General features: G+C 64.1%; 15 protein-coding genes. 6 read left to right on the top strand and 9 right to left on the bottom strand.

From position 1 onward, the window contains the following. The first annotated feature begins 21 nt into the window (after nt 1–21). Nucleotides 22–837 carry a class I SAM-dependent methyltransferase gene (locus tag AC0Z2B_RS17525; RefSeq protein ID WP_476298305.1) on the top strand — a complete coding sequence of 272 codons (816 nt, stop codon included), beginning with the start codon at nt 22–24 and terminating at the stop codon, nt 835–837. Between the two features lie 222 nt (nt 838–1,059). Here AC0Z2B_RS17525 and fdhE read toward each other — a convergent pair whose 3' ends face one another. From fdhE to AC0Z2B_RS17565, 8 genes are all read right to left on the bottom strand, one after another. Beyond that, on the bottom strand, nt 1,060–1,986 hold the full coding sequence (fdhE, locus tag AC0Z2B_RS17530; protein WP_476298306.1) for a formate dehydrogenase accessory protein FdhE: 927 nt from the start codon (nt 1,984–1,986) through the stop codon (nt 1,060–1,062). After that, nucleotides 1,983–2,636, bottom strand: coding sequence for a formate dehydrogenase subunit gamma (locus AC0Z2B_RS17535; protein WP_473002281.1), 654 nt, complete (start codon nt 2,634–2,636; stop codon nt 1,983–1,985). Before AC0Z2B_RS17535 ends, fdhE begins: the two co-directional genes overlap by 4 nt. After that, nucleotides 2,633–3,568, bottom strand: coding sequence for a formate dehydrogenase subunit beta (fdxH, locus tag AC0Z2B_RS17540; protein ID WP_476298308.1), 936 nt, complete (start codon nt 3,566–3,568; stop codon nt 2,633–2,635). Before fdxH ends, AC0Z2B_RS17535 begins: the two co-directional genes overlap by 4 nt. Next, nucleotides 3,569–6,634: a formate dehydrogenase-N subunit alpha gene (gene fdnG, locus AC0Z2B_RS17545; RefSeq protein ID WP_476298310.1), complete on the bottom strand. Its 3,066-nt coding sequence runs from the start codon at nt 6,632–6,634 to the stop codon at nt 3,569–3,571. 544 nt (nt 6,635–7,178) lie between these two features. Beyond that, nucleotides 7,179–9,968, bottom strand: coding sequence for an Ig-like domain-containing protein (locus AC0Z2B_RS17550; protein WP_476298312.1), 2,790 nt, complete (start codon nt 9,966–9,968; stop codon nt 7,179–7,181). 177 nt (nt 9,969–10,145) lie between these two features. Further along, the gene (locus AC0Z2B_RS17555) at nt 10,146–10,622 is read right to left on the bottom strand and encodes a BRO-N domain-containing protein (protein ID WP_476298314.1); all 477 of its coding nucleotides are present in this window, start codon (nt 10,620–10,622) and stop codon (nt 10,146–10,148) included. A gap of 363 nt (nt 10,623–10,985) precedes the next feature. Further along, nucleotides 10,986–11,711, bottom strand: coding sequence for an anti-sigma factor family protein (locus tag AC0Z2B_RS17560; protein WP_476298316.1), 726 nt, complete (start codon nt 11,709–11,711; stop codon nt 10,986–10,988). Continuing rightward, on the bottom strand, nt 11,708–12,199 hold the full coding sequence (locus tag AC0Z2B_RS17565) for a sigma-70 family RNA polymerase sigma factor (RefSeq protein ID WP_476298318.1): 492 nt from the start codon (nt 12,197–12,199) through the stop codon (nt 11,708–11,710). The genes AC0Z2B_RS17560 and AC0Z2B_RS17565 overlap by 4 nt, the downstream gene beginning before the upstream one ends. Nucleotides 12,200–12,338: 139 nt before the next feature. Between AC0Z2B_RS17565 and AC0Z2B_RS17570 the strand changes: the two genes are divergently transcribed. From AC0Z2B_RS17570 to AC0Z2B_RS17585, 4 genes are all read left to right on the top strand, one after another. Continuing rightward, nucleotides 12,339–13,310 (top strand): metallophosphoesterase family protein, encoded by a 972-nt coding sequence (locus tag AC0Z2B_RS17570; RefSeq protein WP_476298320.1) that lies wholly within the window; start codon nt 12,339–12,341, stop codon nt 13,308–13,310. After that, entirely contained in the window at nt 13,307–13,612 is a 306-nt protein-coding gene (locus AC0Z2B_RS17575) for a plastocyanin/azurin family copper-binding protein (RefSeq protein ID WP_476298322.1), read from the top strand. The genes AC0Z2B_RS17570 and AC0Z2B_RS17575 overlap by 4 nt, the downstream gene beginning before the upstream one ends. A gap of 106 nt (nt 13,613–13,718) precedes the next feature. Next, the gene (locus AC0Z2B_RS17580; protein WP_476298324.1) at nt 13,719–14,156 is read left to right on the top strand and encodes a hypothetical protein; all 438 of its coding nucleotides are present in this window, start codon (nt 13,719–13,721) and stop codon (nt 14,154–14,156) included. Nucleotides 14,157–14,267: 111 nt separating this feature from the next. Then, nucleotides 14,268–14,546: a DUF2790 domain-containing protein gene (locus AC0Z2B_RS17585; RefSeq protein ID WP_416424434.1), complete on the top strand. Its 279-nt coding sequence runs from the start codon at nt 14,268–14,270 to the stop codon at nt 14,544–14,546. Here AC0Z2B_RS17585 and AC0Z2B_RS17590 read toward each other — a convergent pair whose 3' ends face one another. Further along, nucleotides 14,547–15,827: a chloride channel protein gene (locus AC0Z2B_RS17590; protein ID WP_476298326.1), complete on the bottom strand. Its 1,281-nt coding sequence runs from the start codon at nt 15,825–15,827 to the stop codon at nt 14,547–14,549. It lies immediately after the preceding gene. Between the two features lie 368 nt (nt 15,828–16,195). On the opposite strand from AC0Z2B_RS17590, the gene AC0Z2B_RS17595 reads away from it, so the two are divergent. Then, nucleotides 16,196–16,333 carry a hypothetical protein gene (locus AC0Z2B_RS17595; protein ID WP_416424436.1) on the top strand — a complete coding sequence of 46 codons (138 nt, stop codon included), beginning with the start codon at nt 16,196–16,198 and terminating at the stop codon, nt 16,331–16,333. The last annotated feature ends 2 nt before the right edge of the window (nt 16,334–16,335 follow it).

A 16,335-nucleotide genomic window follows, 5' to 3' on the forward strand; every position in this document is an offset into this window, starting at 1 on the left:
AACCCCGGAGGAGGCATCATCATGGTGGACTATGTATTTGGCCATTCGCCCCAGGAGCTGGAGCGCCTGATGTTTCAGGCCCAAGTGCTGGAACCCTTCACTACGCGCCTGATCCAGCAAATGGGCATCGAGCCCGGCATGCGCGTCCTGGACCTGGGCTGCGGCGCGGGCGACGTGACCCTGCTGGTGAGCGAATGGGTGGGGCCTGAGGGCGCGGTCATCGGCATTGATCGCAGCGCCGAGGCCGTAGCGCTGGCCCGCCACCGTGCCAGGTTGGCGGGGTTGGCGCAGGCAAGCTTTGTCGTCGACGAAATCGACACATTCACCAGCCGCCAGCCTTTTGATGCAGTGATTGGCCGTTACGTGATGGTGCACCAGGCGAACCCTGTGGAGTTCCTGCGCAAGGCGGCGGGGTTTCTATGGCCGGGGGGCGTGATGGGCTTGCATGAGCTGCTGATCATGGAACCGATCGTTGAATCCCATCCGGGCGTTGCACTGTGGGACCAGCTGGGCCGGTGGTTCGTCACGGCCCTGCGCGCGGGCGCGCCGCATTGCGAGGTGGCGGGGCGAATGATCGAGTGCTTTGACCAAGCCGGGTTGCCGCAACCGGGGCTGTTCTGCGAAAGGCCGGTGGGCGGTGGCGCGCAGTCGCCCTTTTACCGCTGGGCAGCGGAGGCTATTCGTGGCGTGTTGCCGCACTTGGTGCGCCTGGGGGTGACAAGCGAAGCAGACGCCGATGTGGCGAGCCTGGAGCAGCGCTTGCGCACGGCCTGCGTGCAGGCCCACGCCCAGCTGCTGGGCCCCACGCAAATCTGCGCCTGGACCCAGGTGCCGTAGCAGCTGCCGCAGGCTGCGTCCGAACGCGCCGCGAAGTCCTTGAAACACCGGGGGGCCGGACGCAGCCTTCGGCAGCTGCTACGCGAACGTGGATACCCCGTGGACCGCGTCGCCTGCATCGCGGCCAAGGCCGGCTCCTACCACGAATAGTGTAGGAGCCGACTTTAGTCGCGATGCAGACGACGCCATTTCAAGACAGTTGCTGCTACGGGAAATGCCGCGTCAGGACGCGCCGGGGGACAGCAGCAGGTTCGGCGCCTGGCGCTGGTAGCCTTCTTCGTCCAGGCGCAGGTCCAGCGGCAGGCTGGCAAGGTCAGCCGACAGCGCTTCGGCGTCGGCGTCGTGCTCCAGGTACAGCAGCTTCAGGTAGCTGCCGCAATGGGGGCAGGTTTCGGCGCGCAGCGGCGCCGTGCCCGGGGCGTGGCGGTCGGTGGCAAGGCTGGTGTATTGCAGGCCCTGGCTTTTCTCGCAGTAGATGCACTTGACCCGCACCGCGTGCCATTCGCAGGCGCACAGCGAGCACACCAGGTAGCGCAGGCCGTTGTACGCGCCGCGGTGGCGGATGACCCCGGCCATGGCCGGCGAGCCGCAGGCCGGGCACTGGTTCAGGTGCGGGCCGGGCGTGAGCGCCATGCCCGGCATGTCCAGCAGCCAGTGGGTCCACGCTGCCTGCAGGGCCGCGCCGAGGAACGGCGCCACGGCGGCAGGCACCGCGCTGTATTGCCCGCTCAGCAGGCCCAGGGCCCAGACCTTGCGCTGGTCAGTGCTGGCCCCTTCCAGTTGCAGCAACGCCTGCAGCACCGCCGGTTGCGCCGGCGGCGAATAGCGCAGCAGCAAGGCGTCCAGCCACGGCTGCCAGGCCCCTTCGCGCACCAAGCTGTCGAACACCAGCGGCGGCAGGCCGTGCTGGTGGCACATCTGCAGGCGCTCGGGCGCAGGCGTCGGCGCTGCCGGTGGGTGGTCGAGCAGGCTCTGCTGCACCTGGCATAAATCACCTGCCAGATTCAGGTACTCGCCCAGCGCGTGCCCAGCCGCCAGGCTGTGCAAGCGCGCGGCGCGGTGGCTGAACAGCCCCTCCGGCGGCAGGCTGAACAACGGCGGCGAGCTGCTGGAGGCGGCTATGTGTTGCGGTTCGAGAATCCTGCTCAAGGTTTGCTCCTGGGGGGATGATCGGTGACCTTGTCGCCGGTCACCTCGCGGTACCACAACGCGTGGTGCTTGCGCGCCCACGCCCGGCTGACCCAGCCATGCAGCATGGCGTCCACCGAACCCTTGATCCAGATACCGGCGTAGATGTGCACGATGATGCTGGTCACCAGCACGAAGGCGGCTGCGGCATGGGCCAGCACCGCCAGGCGAAGGGTGGTGATGCCGAACCACTGGCTGAAATACACCCGCCAGATCACCACGCCACTCAACAGTAGCACCAGCATGCAGGCCAGCAAGGTCCAGAACAGCAGCTTCTGCCCGGGGTTGTACTTGCCGATGGGCGGCACGCCCTCCTCTTCGTTGAGCATCACCCGGTCGATGCGCTTGAGCCACAGCTTGTCGTTGTGAATGAAAAAGTTAGCGCGCCAGAAGCGAATCACCAGGCCCATGAACAGCACGAACATGGCCACGCCCATGAACGGGTGCAGGATGCGCGTCCACGGCCCGCCGCCGAACAGGTTGCTGAGCCAGAACAGCGCCGGGTGGAACAGCGCCAGGCCCGACAACCCGGCCATGAAGAACAGGATCGCCACCAGCCAGTGGTTGGTGCGCTGGTTGGCGGTGTAGCGCAGGATCTGCTTGGGCATCATGGCCGGTCCTCCCCGCGGGGGTCGTAGGTGTGCACCGCCGGGTCGACCTGGTGCACGGCCGGGTCAACGTGCGGCTCTTCATCCTCTTCGGTCAACTGCGGGCCCACGCGCACGTAGTGGAAGAACCCGGCCAGCACCGCAGCCCCCATGGCCAGTAGCGCCAGAGGCTTGGTCACGCCCTTCCACAGCCCCACCAGCGGGCTGATGGTGGGCTGGTTGGGCAGGCCGGCGTACAGCGCGGGCTGGTCGGCGTGGTGCAGCACGTACATCACGTGGGTGCCGCCGACGCCGTCCGGGTCGTAGAGACCGGCCTGGTCAAAGCCGCGGCTTTTCAGGTCGACGATGCGCTCGGCAGCGTGTTCTTTCATGTCCGCCTTGGTGCCGAAGACGATGGCGCCCGTGGGGCAGGTCTTCACGCAGGCCGGCTCAAGGCCCACCGACACCCGGTCCGAGCACAGCGTGCACTTGTAGGCCTTGTGGTCCTTCTGCGAGATGCGCGGAATGTTGAACGGGCAGCCGGTGATGCAATAGCCGCAGCCGATGCAGTGGTCCTGGTTGAAGTCGACGATACCGTTGGCGTGCTTGATGATGGCCCCGGGGCTGGGGCAGGCCTTCAGGCAGCCGGGGTCGGCGCAGTGCATGCAGCCGTCCTTGCGAATCAGCCACTCGAGGTTGCCGTTGGCGGTGTTTTCGTGTTCGGTGAAGCGCATCACCGTCCAGCTTTCGGCCGTGAGGTCCATGGGGTTGTCGTAGGTGCCGTGGTTGTGCCCCACCTCGTCGCGCAGCTCGTTCCACTCCGAGCACGCCACCTGGCAGGCCTTGCAGCCGATGCACTTGGTGGTGTCGATGAGCTTGGCCACCTCCTCCAGCTGGCGCACCGACGAAGGCGGCGTGGTGGTGGCCGACTGCGCGAGTATGTCTTGAATGGCCATCTAGATTTTCTCCACGTTGACCAGGAACGACTTGGATTCCGGGGTCTGGGAATTGCCATCGCCCAGGAACGGCACCAGGGTGTTGGTGAGGAAGCCGTGGCGCGTCACCCCGGTGAAGCCCCAGTGCAGCGGGATGCCGATGTGGTGCACCACCTGGCCGTTCACCTGCAGCGGCCGGATGCGCTTGGTCACCACCGCCACCGCCTCGATGAAGCCGCGCTTGCAACTGACGCGCACGCGGTCGCCGGCCGCAATGCCCTTCTCGCCCGCCAGCACCTCGCCGATCTCCACGAACTGCTCGGGCTGGGCAATGGCGTTGAGGCGGCAGTGCTTGCTCCAGAAGTGGAAGTGCTCGGTGAGCCGGTAGCTGGTGGCTGCATACGGGTAGTCCTTGGCCTGGCCCAGCGAATCCCACACCGAGTCGAAGATGCGCGCCGCCGGGTTGCTGACCACCTGTTTGTTGCCCGGGTGCAGCGGGTTGATGCCGATGGGCGTCTCGAACGGCTCGTAGTGCTCGGGGAATGGCCCCTCGTTCATCTTGTCCACGGCGAAGAAACGCGCCACGCCCTCGGGGTTCATGATGAATGGGTTCATGCCCGCTTCCGGCGGCACGTCGGCCTTGTAGTCGGGCACGTCGGTGCCGCCCCAGCTTTTGCCGTTCCACCAGACCAGGCGTTTTTTCTCATCCCAGGGCTTGCCCGCAGGGTCGGCCGAGGCGCGGTTGTAAAGGATGCGCCGGTTCATCGGCCACGCCCAGGCCCAGCCCAGGTGCTGCTTCATGCCGTAGGGGTCGCTGTTGTCGCGCCGAGCCATCTGGTTGCCCTGCTCGGTCCAGCTGCCGCAGAAAATCCAGCAGCCCGAGGCGGTACTGCCGTCGTCCTTGAGTTGGGCGAAACCGGCCAGCTGGCTGCCGCCCTTGACGGCCGCGCCGGTGGCGTCGGTGAAGTCCACCACCGCCGCACCGTTGAGTTCCTTGGCCAGCTCTTCGGGCGAGGGCTCGTCGGGGATCTTGTACGGCCACGACAGCTTCAGCAGCGGCTCGGCATACGCGCCGCCCTTGGCCTGGTACATGGCCTTCAAACGCATGTACAGCGCGCTCATGATCGACACGTCGGTGCGCACCTCGCCCGGCCCGTCGGCGCCTTTCCAGTGCCACTGCAGCCAGCGGCTGCTGTTGACCAGCGAGCCGTCTTCCTCGGCAAAACAGGTGGTGGGCAGGCGGATGACCTCGGTCTGGATGGCGCCGGTGTCGACGTCGTTGAACGGCCCCACCTTCTCCCAGAACTGCGAGGTCTCGGTGGCCAGCGGGTCCATTACCACCAACCATTTCAGCTTGGCCAGGGCCTTCATCACCCGGTTCTTGTCGGGCAGCGCGGCGATGGGGTTGAAGCCCTGGCAGATGTAGCCGTTGACCTTGCCCTGGCCCATCAGGTCGAACATTTTCAGGATGTCGTAGTTGGGGATGTCCAGCTTCGGCAGCCAGTCGTAGCCCCAGTGGTTGTCGGCCGTGGCGTTGGCGCCGTACCACGACTTCATCAGGCTGACGTGGAACTTGCTGTAGTTCTGCCAGTAGGACAACTGCCCCGGCCGCAGCGGCTTCTGGGTGCGCTTGGTGATGAAGGCGTCGTAGTCCTGCTCGGCGTCCAGCCCCAGGGTGAGGTAGCCCGGCAGGGAATTGGACAGCAGCCCCAGGTCGGTCAGCCCCTGGATATTGGAGTGCCCGCGCAAGGCGTTGACGCCGCCGCCGGGCATGCCGACGTTGCCCAGCAACAGCTGCACCATAGCCGCGCTGCGGATGATCTGCGAGCCGATGGAGTGCTGGGTCCAGCCCAGGGCGTAGAGAATGGTCATGGTCTTGCCGGGCACCGCGCAGGTGGCGATCTCGTCCCAGACCTTGCGCATGGCGTCCATGGGCATGCCGCAGGTCTGGCTGGCCAGTTCCAGGGTGTAGCGGCTGTAGTGCTGCTTCATCAGCTGGTACACGCAGCGCGGGTCCTGCAGCGTCGGGTCGACCTTGGCGAAGCCGTCGTCACCCAGTTCGTAGCCCCAGGTGGACTTGTCGGTGTAGGTGCGCTTGGCCGCGTCGTAGCCGGTGAACAGCCCGTCTTCGAAGCCGAAGCCGGCCTTGACGATGAACGACACGTCCGTGTAATTGCGCACGTACTCGTGCTGGATCTTGTCTTCGGTGAGCAGGAAATTGATCAGCCCGCCCATGAAGGCGATGTCGCTGCCGGTGCGAATCGGCGCGTAGTAATCGGCCACCGAGGCGGTGCGGGTAAAGCGTGGGTCCACCACGATCAGCCGCGCCTGGTTGTGCGCCTTGGCTTCGGTCACCCATTTGAACCCGCACGGGTGCGCCTCGGCTGCGTTGCCGCCCATCACCAGAATCAAGTTGGCGTTGCCTATGTCGGTCCATGTGTTGGTCATGGCACCGCGGCCGTACGTCGGGGCAAGACTTGCCACCGTCGGGCCGTGTCAGACACGCGCCTGGTTATCGAACCCCAGCATGCCCAGGCTGCGCACCACCTTGTGCGTCAGGTAGCCTGCTTCATTGGAGGCCGCCGAAGCGGCGAGGAAACCGGTGGTGACCCAGCGGTTCACCGTCTGGCCCTTGTCGTTCTTCTCGACGAAATTGGCGTCGCGGTCGGCCTTCATCAGCGCCGCCACGCGGTCCAGCGCCTCGTCCCAGCTCACCCGCGTCCATTCATTGCTGCCCGGCTTGCGCACCTGCGGGTATTGCAGCCGGTCGGGGCTGTGAATGAAGTCCAGCAGGCCGGCGCCCTTGGGGCACAGCGTGCCGCGGTTCACCGGGTGGTCGGCGTCGCCTTCGATGTGAATGATGTTCTGCGCAACGTTCTTCGCCGCGTCGCCCTGGCTGTACATGATCAGCCCGCAGCCCACCGAGCAGTACGGGCAGGTGTTGCGGGTCTCTTTCGTGTGGGCCAGCTTGAAATGGCGGATCTGCTCGGCAAACGCCGGCGCCGGCGCCATGCCCAGCGCGCCGATGCTGGCGCCGGCCAGGCCAATGCCGGCGACCTTGAAGAACTGACGACGGTTGAGGTCCATCGTGCAACTCCTGGTTTTGGGGGTGTCAGGGTTAACGATAGACCCGGAAACGGGGGGCGGCGTTGCCGCCGGTCACTCTTGACTCCCGCAGCAACTGTCTTGAAATGCCGTCGCCTGCATCGCGGCTAAGGCCGGTTCCTACGCCGTTCGCGGTAGGAACCGGCCTTGACCGCGATGGAGGCGACGCGGATCGGCGGGTTCCGTGCGCACCTGTAGCAGCTGCCGAAGGCTGCGTCCGGTCCCGCTGCGCTCTCCCTGGAAAACTGCGGCGCCTGGGACGCAGCCTCCGGCAGCTGCTACGGGGCGGTATGCCCTCTGCCTTTTACCACCCACACCCGTCACCACTCCCTTTCGCCGGGCGACTGGTAGCAGGACTGCCACGGATGGTGAATTTTGAGGTAAGAGCTGCATGAAGGCCTCCCTTGCGGAGCACCGTAACGTTTATCTCAATCGTGACGCCCGAAACAAACGATACGGTGCTGCCGTACTTTAGCGCAAGTCCTATAAAACCGACGAACTGAGCGCCGACATCTGAATAATCTATTCAAGGAAGTTTCGGTCTATACCCAGAAGCCCCATACCTCTTCTCCATCGATATCGGGCCAGCGTATACAATAGCTCGACCAGGCACTGAACTCCAAAAGCTTGTTTGTGTAGGATTGGACGCAAGGTAAGCGCCTGAGTGATGAGCTGCGTCCGTCACTCCGACAAACGAACTCCATAGACAGTCAGACATCTCCCTACCAAACTCAGTTTGTATGGGATCGAACACACTATTGCGCGGATCAGACAGTACCCAATTTCGCGCTTCTTGGTAGGTAAACGTCCGCCCAGGCGGGTGTGCAATTATTGTGTACACCCTAGAGCATGTCACCGGATAGCTGACTTGACTACCCACTGCGTCTCCAGCAAAAATCGTCGTTTGGCCATTAGCAACACTTTTCACCTCGCCGGTGTTCGCATTAACTTCGGCAATCCGAGGGTTAGCGGATGAATAGACAATCCTACCAATACCGCCAGTTGCCTGGCGAACAAGCGTCGTACCCGCTGGTACGTAGGACGTCCTTGCCCAAGGTGGAGGATAGGTAGGATCCAAGTAAAGATGCATTCCACTGATCACAGCTCTGCTGCTATCAATGCTCAACTCGGCAACCCGAATCACCTCACGATTTACCGAAGGAAGCCCGTTTCCGTAAAGAGGCTTAGCTGAAATTACATGCTGCCCAATATTTAATAATGATATCGCTGAAGTCCAGCTCCCGCCAACATCAACATTAACTATCTGACCAGGAACACCATTATCCAAAACTTGAATCTGCCTGCCCGGCGAAGCCGTTCCTATCAAGGTGATGCTCGAGTCAGTGGTGGTTTCGCCGTTCGCAACAGTGCCTCTTGAGTCCCTTAGATCCGTGATTACAGGACGCAAGTCCACCAACACACGGACAACATATTCCCGGAGCGGAAAATAAGATATTTGATCAGTTCCGATCGCCACACGCATTTCCAACCTCAAGATACTTGTATCTTTGAGAGCTTGCAGGCGACCTAGAGGAACTGCTTGCACAACCCCACTCAAACTTGGCACTGGTAAGTTATCCGCGACTATGATTTCAGTAGCACTTCCATCCGCCAACGTCCCACGCGCCTCCAACCAATACCGCTGCGCCGTATCAATAAACGGCCAGGCCGCGACCGTAGCCGTGGCATCCGCCGTCAACGCCGATACATCTAGCTCATCCGTGCCCCCTGCTTCCGTAATAGAAGGACGCGGCAATGCGCTTTGCGCAATCGTCGATACCGTCAACGTCATGGGCAAGGAAGCACCAATCGCCTCCCCGCCGCTATCACGAAACACCACATACTCCACCACCACCTGCTTGCCCACTGCCGCCGCAATAAACTCGCGCGGCACCGGCGCCTGCGCCTGCCCCTCGGTGGTCACTGTCACCCATGGCACATAGGAGGTCTGTGCACCCGCCACCGTCCACAAGCCGGCCAGCACATTGCCCACCTTGAGCCGTGCATCGGTCACCGTCAGCGTGGCGGTGTTTTCCTCATTGCTCGTACCCGGCTTGATCGGGTTCAGCGGGTTAACCGACGCCCCCGTCCCATCACGCACCAGCGGCGCCGCCCACGGCTCGCCAACCGCCTCGCCGATGACGTCGATGCGCAGGTACTTGGACGGCTTGGGCGGCGCGGTCCCTCCCGCGTCCTGCAGCAGGTACGAAACATCCACATGCCCGCCCCCAATGGCCGCCGCCTTGGCGTTGGGCACGGTGAACAGCAACAATCCCGGCACGTTCCCTACCGGCAAGGTCTGTTCGAATGCCTCCGGCTGGCCCGTCGAGGTTTGCCCATCCCAGCGAACCGTTACCTGGTCGCCCCGCACAAAGACGGGCGGGTAGGGATACACGTACACGTACACGTCATTAGTGCCCAAGTGGTCCAGCCGCAACACATCATTGGGGGCGTCGGGTACCTCTGGCACTGGCAGTGCATTGGGGTTGGCGTGCACGAACACCAGCGTAATCACCGACCACGGTTGGCCTACGCTGTCCTCCGAGATGTTGTTGACCTGGTCGTACACCCGGTAAAAAACCATTAAATCCCGGCCATCGCCGCCCAGCGCGATGACTGCGGCGGTGATGTCGATATCGATGCTGGCGCCCACCTCGCTTGGGAGCACCGTCCGAGGCGGTAGCGCAAAACCGTTCCAGCGCAGATCAATGACGTCGTAGGCGGCCATGTAGGGGTATGGCCGGATGGTCACCTTGAAGCCCGCCTGGGCGTCCGCCTCGCTGACGCCGTCGGCAATGATGTGCGCCGGCAACACGGGAGCCACGAGGTTCTGGTGTTGCGGGTCAGGGCTGGGGTCGACGCCGCCGGGGCGGGTGAGCTTGATGCGATAAAGGCGCGGCACCGAGGCTTCTTGTGCGCCCGCGACACGGGTCACGGTGTAGTGGATGGAGACCGTCTGGTCGGTGCCCGGCCTGAACGCACCGTAGGGAATGTGCAGGTCGACAGCAATATTGGGAATGGCCACGGTGTGGATGTGCACCTGGACGTTGTCGAAAAACACCTTGATTTCATCATTGCTGCTCATGTTGACGTAGGGATCGACCACCACGTGCAAGCCGGTGATAGCGTTGACCAGGCCCAAGCCGATGCCGCCCAGGGCGGCACTGATGTCGACCGAGGCGGGAATCTTCAGGTCGGGCACTGCCCGGGGGCTATTGGCCGCGGCAGGCAGGGCTGTGCCGACCACGGCCGGTTGGCCGGGGATGATGGGGTGGATCAAGAGCCGGTTTTTTTGTAGCCGGAGGTTAAGGGGCATGGTCTGGGGCTCCGCGAATGGCTGGAGCGATCATTGGGCGCTTCTGGTGGGAGGCCCGCAACTGTAAGAACTGACAGGTGCGGCTGAAACCCCGTAGCAGCTGCCGAAGGCTGCGTCAGCGGTGTAACAGGTGTAACGCGGGGCTCCGGACGCGGCCGGCGGCCGCTGCTACAGGGATCAACCCCACACCCGCCACCACTGCCCTTTCGTCGGCCGGCTGCGGGGCAATACGGCTGGCATGTCCTTCAGGCGCACCCACGGCTCATCCTGCCAATACAGCACCGTCACCTCGCCGCCCTGGGCGTGCATCGCGCCCATGGCCGGCGCGGTGCCGGCACCTGACTGGCGCAGCGCGGGCACCACCTGCTGGGTCAGCCACTGCCGCAAGGCGCGGTTTTCCGGCATGTGGCTGTGCAGGATCAGCGCCAGTGCGCCGGTTTCGCTCACCAGCAGGTGCTTGGCCCACTGGCCGTCCGCCTTGACCCAGGCTTCCTGGTGCTGGTCGTCGTCGAGGCTGCGGGTGCGGCGCTCGATGAAGTGCACGCCCATCAACCGGCCCAGGTCGTGCAGGCACAGCCAGGCCTGGCCTTCGATCATCAGGGCGCGCAAGGGGATCTTGTGGCGGAAGAAGGTGGTGGCGACGAAGGCGTCCATGGCGAAAGCTCCTTGCGGGTGAAGGGCTGCCACGGTGGTTGAGTTTCGGGGTGGCAGCTGCGTGCAGGTTGACGAACCGGTGGCACCGGCAGGCGCGAAGGCCTCCCACACGCAGCTGCCATAACACTTATCTCAGGCGTTGGGGCCTGAAACAAGCGGTATGGTGCTGCGGTGTGCCACGCAGGTCGTCAAACCTGATCCCCGAGGCTTCGGAGACGGTGCGCAGGGTAAGGCTGCACCAGGCCAGGTGGCAATCAAAGGAATGTTAAGGGTTGTGTCGAGCCCCGTAGCAGCTGCCGAAGGCTGCGTCAGCGGTGTATCAGTTGACTACGCGTTGGGCCCGGACGCCGCCTGCGGCAGCTGCTACGGGGAGAGCAATTGCGCCAGGCGCTGCAGTTCGGCGGGTTCAACGTCGGAGACGGCGATGAACTGCATGTGGTTTTGCCGCCACGTCACCAGGTTGAAGCCACGGCTACTCAGGGCCTGGCGCGCGGCGTCGGGCTGCGCACTGGGCATCACGAACACATTGATGGTGTGCTGCCCGTGGCCATAGGTAAGCGCGGCCGCCGTCTGGTGCTGGAGGTAGTCCAGCCGCCCACCCAGCAGCGGAAAGCCTTGCGCGGCGAAGTCCGTCACCGGCGGTGAGAAGTCCAGCTTGCCGGTGAACCACGGCTTGACGGTGTGGCGGTCGGAGGACACCACGTCGTTGAGGTGTTGGCCCATCAGCGACCGCACGTGGCTGGAGACGGCTTCGTCGACAAGGTCGGGCGCGGTGGTGGGCGTGTGGATATACAGCACCAGCGCCAGGGCCAGCATGGCCGCCGAGGCCAGCGGCGCGAACCATTGCCGCCAGGGTTTGGCGGCTGCCGGTGCGTCCATGTCGCGCAGCAGCACCCTCAGGTCAGCCGGCACGGCAAAGCGTGGCGCGGTGGTTTGCACGCTGGCCACCCAGCGTGTCAGTTCGGCCATTTGCCGTGCGCAGTCAGGGCATTGCGCCAGGTGCGCCTGCACATTCTCGCGCTCCTGGGGCGCCAACTCCTGGTCCACATAGGCCGTCAACAACGCCTGGCACGCCCTGTGGTCGATCATGGCAGCAGCCCCTGCAAGTGCACCCGCAACGCCGCCCGCGCGCGGGCCAGGCGCGACATCACGGTGCCGATGGGCACGCCCGTCACCTGGGCGATGTCCTTGTACGGCAGGCCTTCCAGGTCTTTCAACACGATGACCTCCCGGTACCCCGGCGCCAGTGCCTGCAGGGCTTGTTGCAGCAAGTGGGCGTGTTCGGCCTGCATGGCCATGCCCTCGGGGTTCAGCGCCGCGTCGTCACTGATGTCGTCGTCCATGGCCACCCACGGCGTGTGCGCGGCCAGGCGCAGCCAGCTCATGCTTTCGTTGCGCACGATGCTCAGGAACCAGGCGCGCGGGTTTGCGCCGTCGAAGCTGTCCAGGTACTTGAAGGCGCGGTAGGCGCTTTCCTGCACCACGTCGTGGGCGGCTGCGTCGCTGGCGGTCAGCCAGCGTGCCAGGTTGTAGGCTGCTGGCAGGTGCGGGGCGAACAAGGCTTCGAAGCGCTTCATGGCGGCTTTTGACCTGACCTGTGTGAAGTAACCGCCAGGGGCGCGGTTTTATTCCCGCAAAAATAAAAAAAATGTGCGGAATAAACCCCACCCCTGCCCCGTTTAGATGACTGTCAGCCAACTGCGACGGAGCCATGCCATGACCACCCGACACCCCCGCACCGACAGCTTAGCCGCCTACGCCCCCACGCGCCGCGAGTTGCTCAAATGCTCGGCCTGGGCCGGCGCGGGCGTGGTGTGGGCGCTGAGCGGCGGCATCCCCCGCGCCTTTGCCCTCGACAGCAGCGGCCAGCCCACTGACCCCAAGGCGCTGGCCACGGGCTTTCAGTTCGTGCAACTGAGCGACTCGCACATCGGCTTCAACAAGGAGGCCAACCCCGAGCCGCTGAAAACCCTGCAAATAGCCATCGACAAGGTCATCGCCCTGCCCGTGCGCCCGGCGTTGATTTTGCACACCGGCGACATTACCCACCTGTCGCGGCCGGACGAGTTCGATCTGGCCGACCAGGCTTTCAAGGCCCTGCCCGCCACGGTGCACTACGTGCCCGGCGAGCACGACACCATGGACGAAGGCGGCGGCAAGTTGTACCTGCAACGCTACGGCAAAGGCACCCAGGGCAACGGCTGGTACAGCTTCGATGACCACGGCGTGCACTTCATCGCGCTGGTGAACGTGTTCAACTTCCAGGCCGGCCACGAGGCCACCCTGGGCAGCGACCAGCTGGCCTGGCTGGCCGACGACCTGCGCGCGGTGAGCAAGAGCACGCCGGTGGTGGTGTACACGCACATCCCGCTGTGGACCATCTACCAGCCCTGGGGCTGGGGCACCGAGGACGGCGCCCAGGCCATCGCCCTGCTGCGCGACTACGGCTCGGTGACGGTGCTCAACGGCCACATCCACCAGGTGATCCAGAAGGTGGAAGGCAACATCACCTTCCACACCGCACGCGGCACCGCCTACCCGCAACCGGCGCCGGGCGCGGCGCCCAACCCCGGGCCCATGACCGTGGCCGCCGACCAGTTGCGCAACTACCTGGGCCTGACCGAGGTGCGCGCCACCCAGGGAGACCACCCGCTGGCGTTGCTCGACGCCACCCTGGTGACGTCATGAAGGCCTGGCTGTTGTTGGCGCTGCTGCTGGCCGGCAGCGCCCAGGCCGCCGAGGTGCGCATCGACATCAAGGGCTTCATGTTCGACCCGCAGCCGCTGCAGATACCCACCGGCACCACGGTGACCTGGGTCAACCACGACCCCATCCCGCACACGGTGGCGGAGAGCGGGCATCTGTTTCGCTCGGGGGCGCTGGATACCGATGACACCTTTTCCTGGACCTTTACCACGGCGGGTACGTTCCAGTATTTCTGCACGGTGCACCCGCAGATGGTTGGAACTATTCATGTAACCGCAGATTGAAAAAGGTTAACAACTGTAAGTTCTGACAGGTGTCAGCAACACGTGATGACTCCAGAATGGCGGCGGGATTGCATTCGGCAAACACCCGCACAAAAGGAAAATCATCATGTCTGCATCCATCAATGCCATTCCAGACACCATTCAATGGCGAGACAATAACGGACCGGAAGAAACGGGGTACGCCGCTTGGAGGCACAGTGACAACACCTGGCAGCTACGAACAGTCCTCGCGGCATCGAATACCAAGGGGATATTCGCGTTTGATATTGCTGGTGCCTTCGAAAACCAGAGCGGCTCGGCGCCGCTAACAGAAGACACGTTCTTTTACGGCTGGCTTACTGATTGGGGCTACACCTATTCCCCGACAGTGAGCGGCCAGATCGATTTCAGCTTTAAAACAACCGAAGCAAGTACCGCAACCTTTCATGCGACACTTGAAAATGGTAAGGAAATTATCGGCAGCTTCAATCTAGGGCTGTCGCCATCTGGCCAATGGGAGTTAGCAGACGAGGAAATCCAGCGCATTCGTAAAGAATTGAAGTGACACACGGATATCGACATCACTTTCACTGATGCCTGATATCGACACCCTCCATTTCAACCCCGGCATGGCGCCTTCGTAGAATGGCGCCATACCCGAATGGAGGGCCTTGATATGAAATACCTGATCGCACTCGCGCTGTCCGTACTGGCCGCGTTCAGCTCCTTCACCCACGCCGCCGAAGCGGCACCGGTGCAGGCCGCCGTACAAACCCAGGCCAGCGCTGGTTATGACTACTCCCAGGACCTGGACATTGCCAAGGTGGTGCGCATGAACACCGCGCCCGGCAACCAGTGTGGCCCGGTGCAAGGCCACATGACCTACATCGACAGCAAGGGCGTACAGCACGAGCTGAACTACACCCGCCTGGGCGACAGCTGCGACAAGGGCTGATCAGCGCGCAGCCAGCCGTGCACACAAGCGGCTGACGCACACCGACCCCACCACCGCCAAAATGATCGGCACCAGGAAATCGTGCTCGATGCGGGTGAATTCCACCACCAGCACGATAGCCGTTAGCGGCATGCTCATGGAGGACGACAGGAACGCCGCCGCACCGACAATGGCGAACGCGCCCAGGGGCACGCCGGGCCACAGCAGGTTCCAGCCGCCGCCCAGTATCACAGCCAGCAAGGCACCGCAGGCCAGCGCCGGGGTTAGCAAGCCGCCTTCGGCACCGGCACGCAGGCTACTGCTGGTGACCACCAGTTTGGCCAGCAGCAATACCGCCGCCAGGCCAATGGTGAGTTGGTCGTCGAAGCCCAGCTGCGCCGGGCCCTTGCCGTTGCCCAGCACCTGCGGCAGGTAGATGGCCAGGCAGCCAATCAGGGTGAAGTTGAGCAGCGACAGCAGCGGCAGTTGCCAGCCGCGCGCCGCGCGCTCGCGAGCGGCCCCCGTCAAGCGCGTGAAACCGTAGGCGGCCAGGCCGAACAACGGCCCGCACAGTACGGCCCAGGTGATCAAGCCAGGGCTGACGACGAACGCCGGCACTGTGTATTGCGCCTCCGCGCCCAGGCCCAGCCAGGCCACTGATGCGCCGATGGCCGAGGTGGCCAAGGCAATGATTGCCTCCCGCCAGGCGAATTTTGCCAGCAACACTTCCAGCACGAACACCGCACCGCCCAGCGGCACGTTGTACACCGCCGCCAGCCCAGCGCCGGCGCCGCAGGCGATCATCAGGCGGCGGGTGTCGCTGTCCAGGCCGCTCCAGCGCGAAAGGCGGTCGGCGATCAGCGAGCCCAGTTCGCGGGGCGCCACTTCGCGGCCCAGGGGTGAGCCTAGGGCCACGGTGATGATCTGCAGCAACACATGCACCAAGGTGGCCTTGCCGGGCATGCGCGCTTCGGCGGTGTTGACGGCTTTTTTGATGCTGACCAAGGGTTTGCCAAAGCGGTACAGCAGGTACCAGCCCAGCCCTGCGACCAGGCCGCACAGCGCCAGGGCAGCCACGCGGCGCTCGGGCGCGGCGGCGGTTACGCCGAACAGGAAGCTTTCATGGCCCACCAGGTGGTCCTGGCTGTAGCCGTAGGCCAGGTGCTGGATGCCGTGCAGCAGCAACGCCAGCAGCATGCCGCCCAGGCCGGCGCCGATGCCGGTGAGCAGTACCACGAAAACCAGGGCGGCGGTGGCGCGCACCGGTGAACGAGTGGCCAGGGGTGTTTCAGGCAACGACATGCAGGGCTCCAGCCGTGTAGGGATGGCGTTGATGGTAGCGGGCGCGGGGGTGGGCGCCTATGGCTGGGGCGGTTATTGGGAGCTGGGCGGTATGGGTTGTCCGTTACACGCCGTTTTGCGCTGTTTTGTCGCCGCAGTACCTTCGCGTAGCCGCTGCCGCAGGCTGCGGTGCCCCTCGTGTGCACTGCAGATCCAGAGCGAGGCGCAGGGCCAGCGCAGCCTGGCGGCAGCGGCTACGCGAAGGTGGAGGGCCTGATTGGGGCGATTGTTACCTGATTTGGAAAACAGACTTACGACCTGCGACCTAGCGTCGCACCCTAGCCGTTGGTAGAGTAGCGCCGGATTGAAAGAACCTGTAAGGAACGCCCATGCTTCGTCTCGTCGCCTACGCACTGCTGCTGTTGATTTCGTGCGGCATTGCCGTCGATCATCGCCGCGAGTACCGCCGTGGTCAGGCCCGTCGCCGGGCGCTGGTGGCTTCGCAGCACACCCGCGCCCAAGACTGACG

Source organism: Pseudomonas sp. GYB4201, assembly GCF_056312595.1.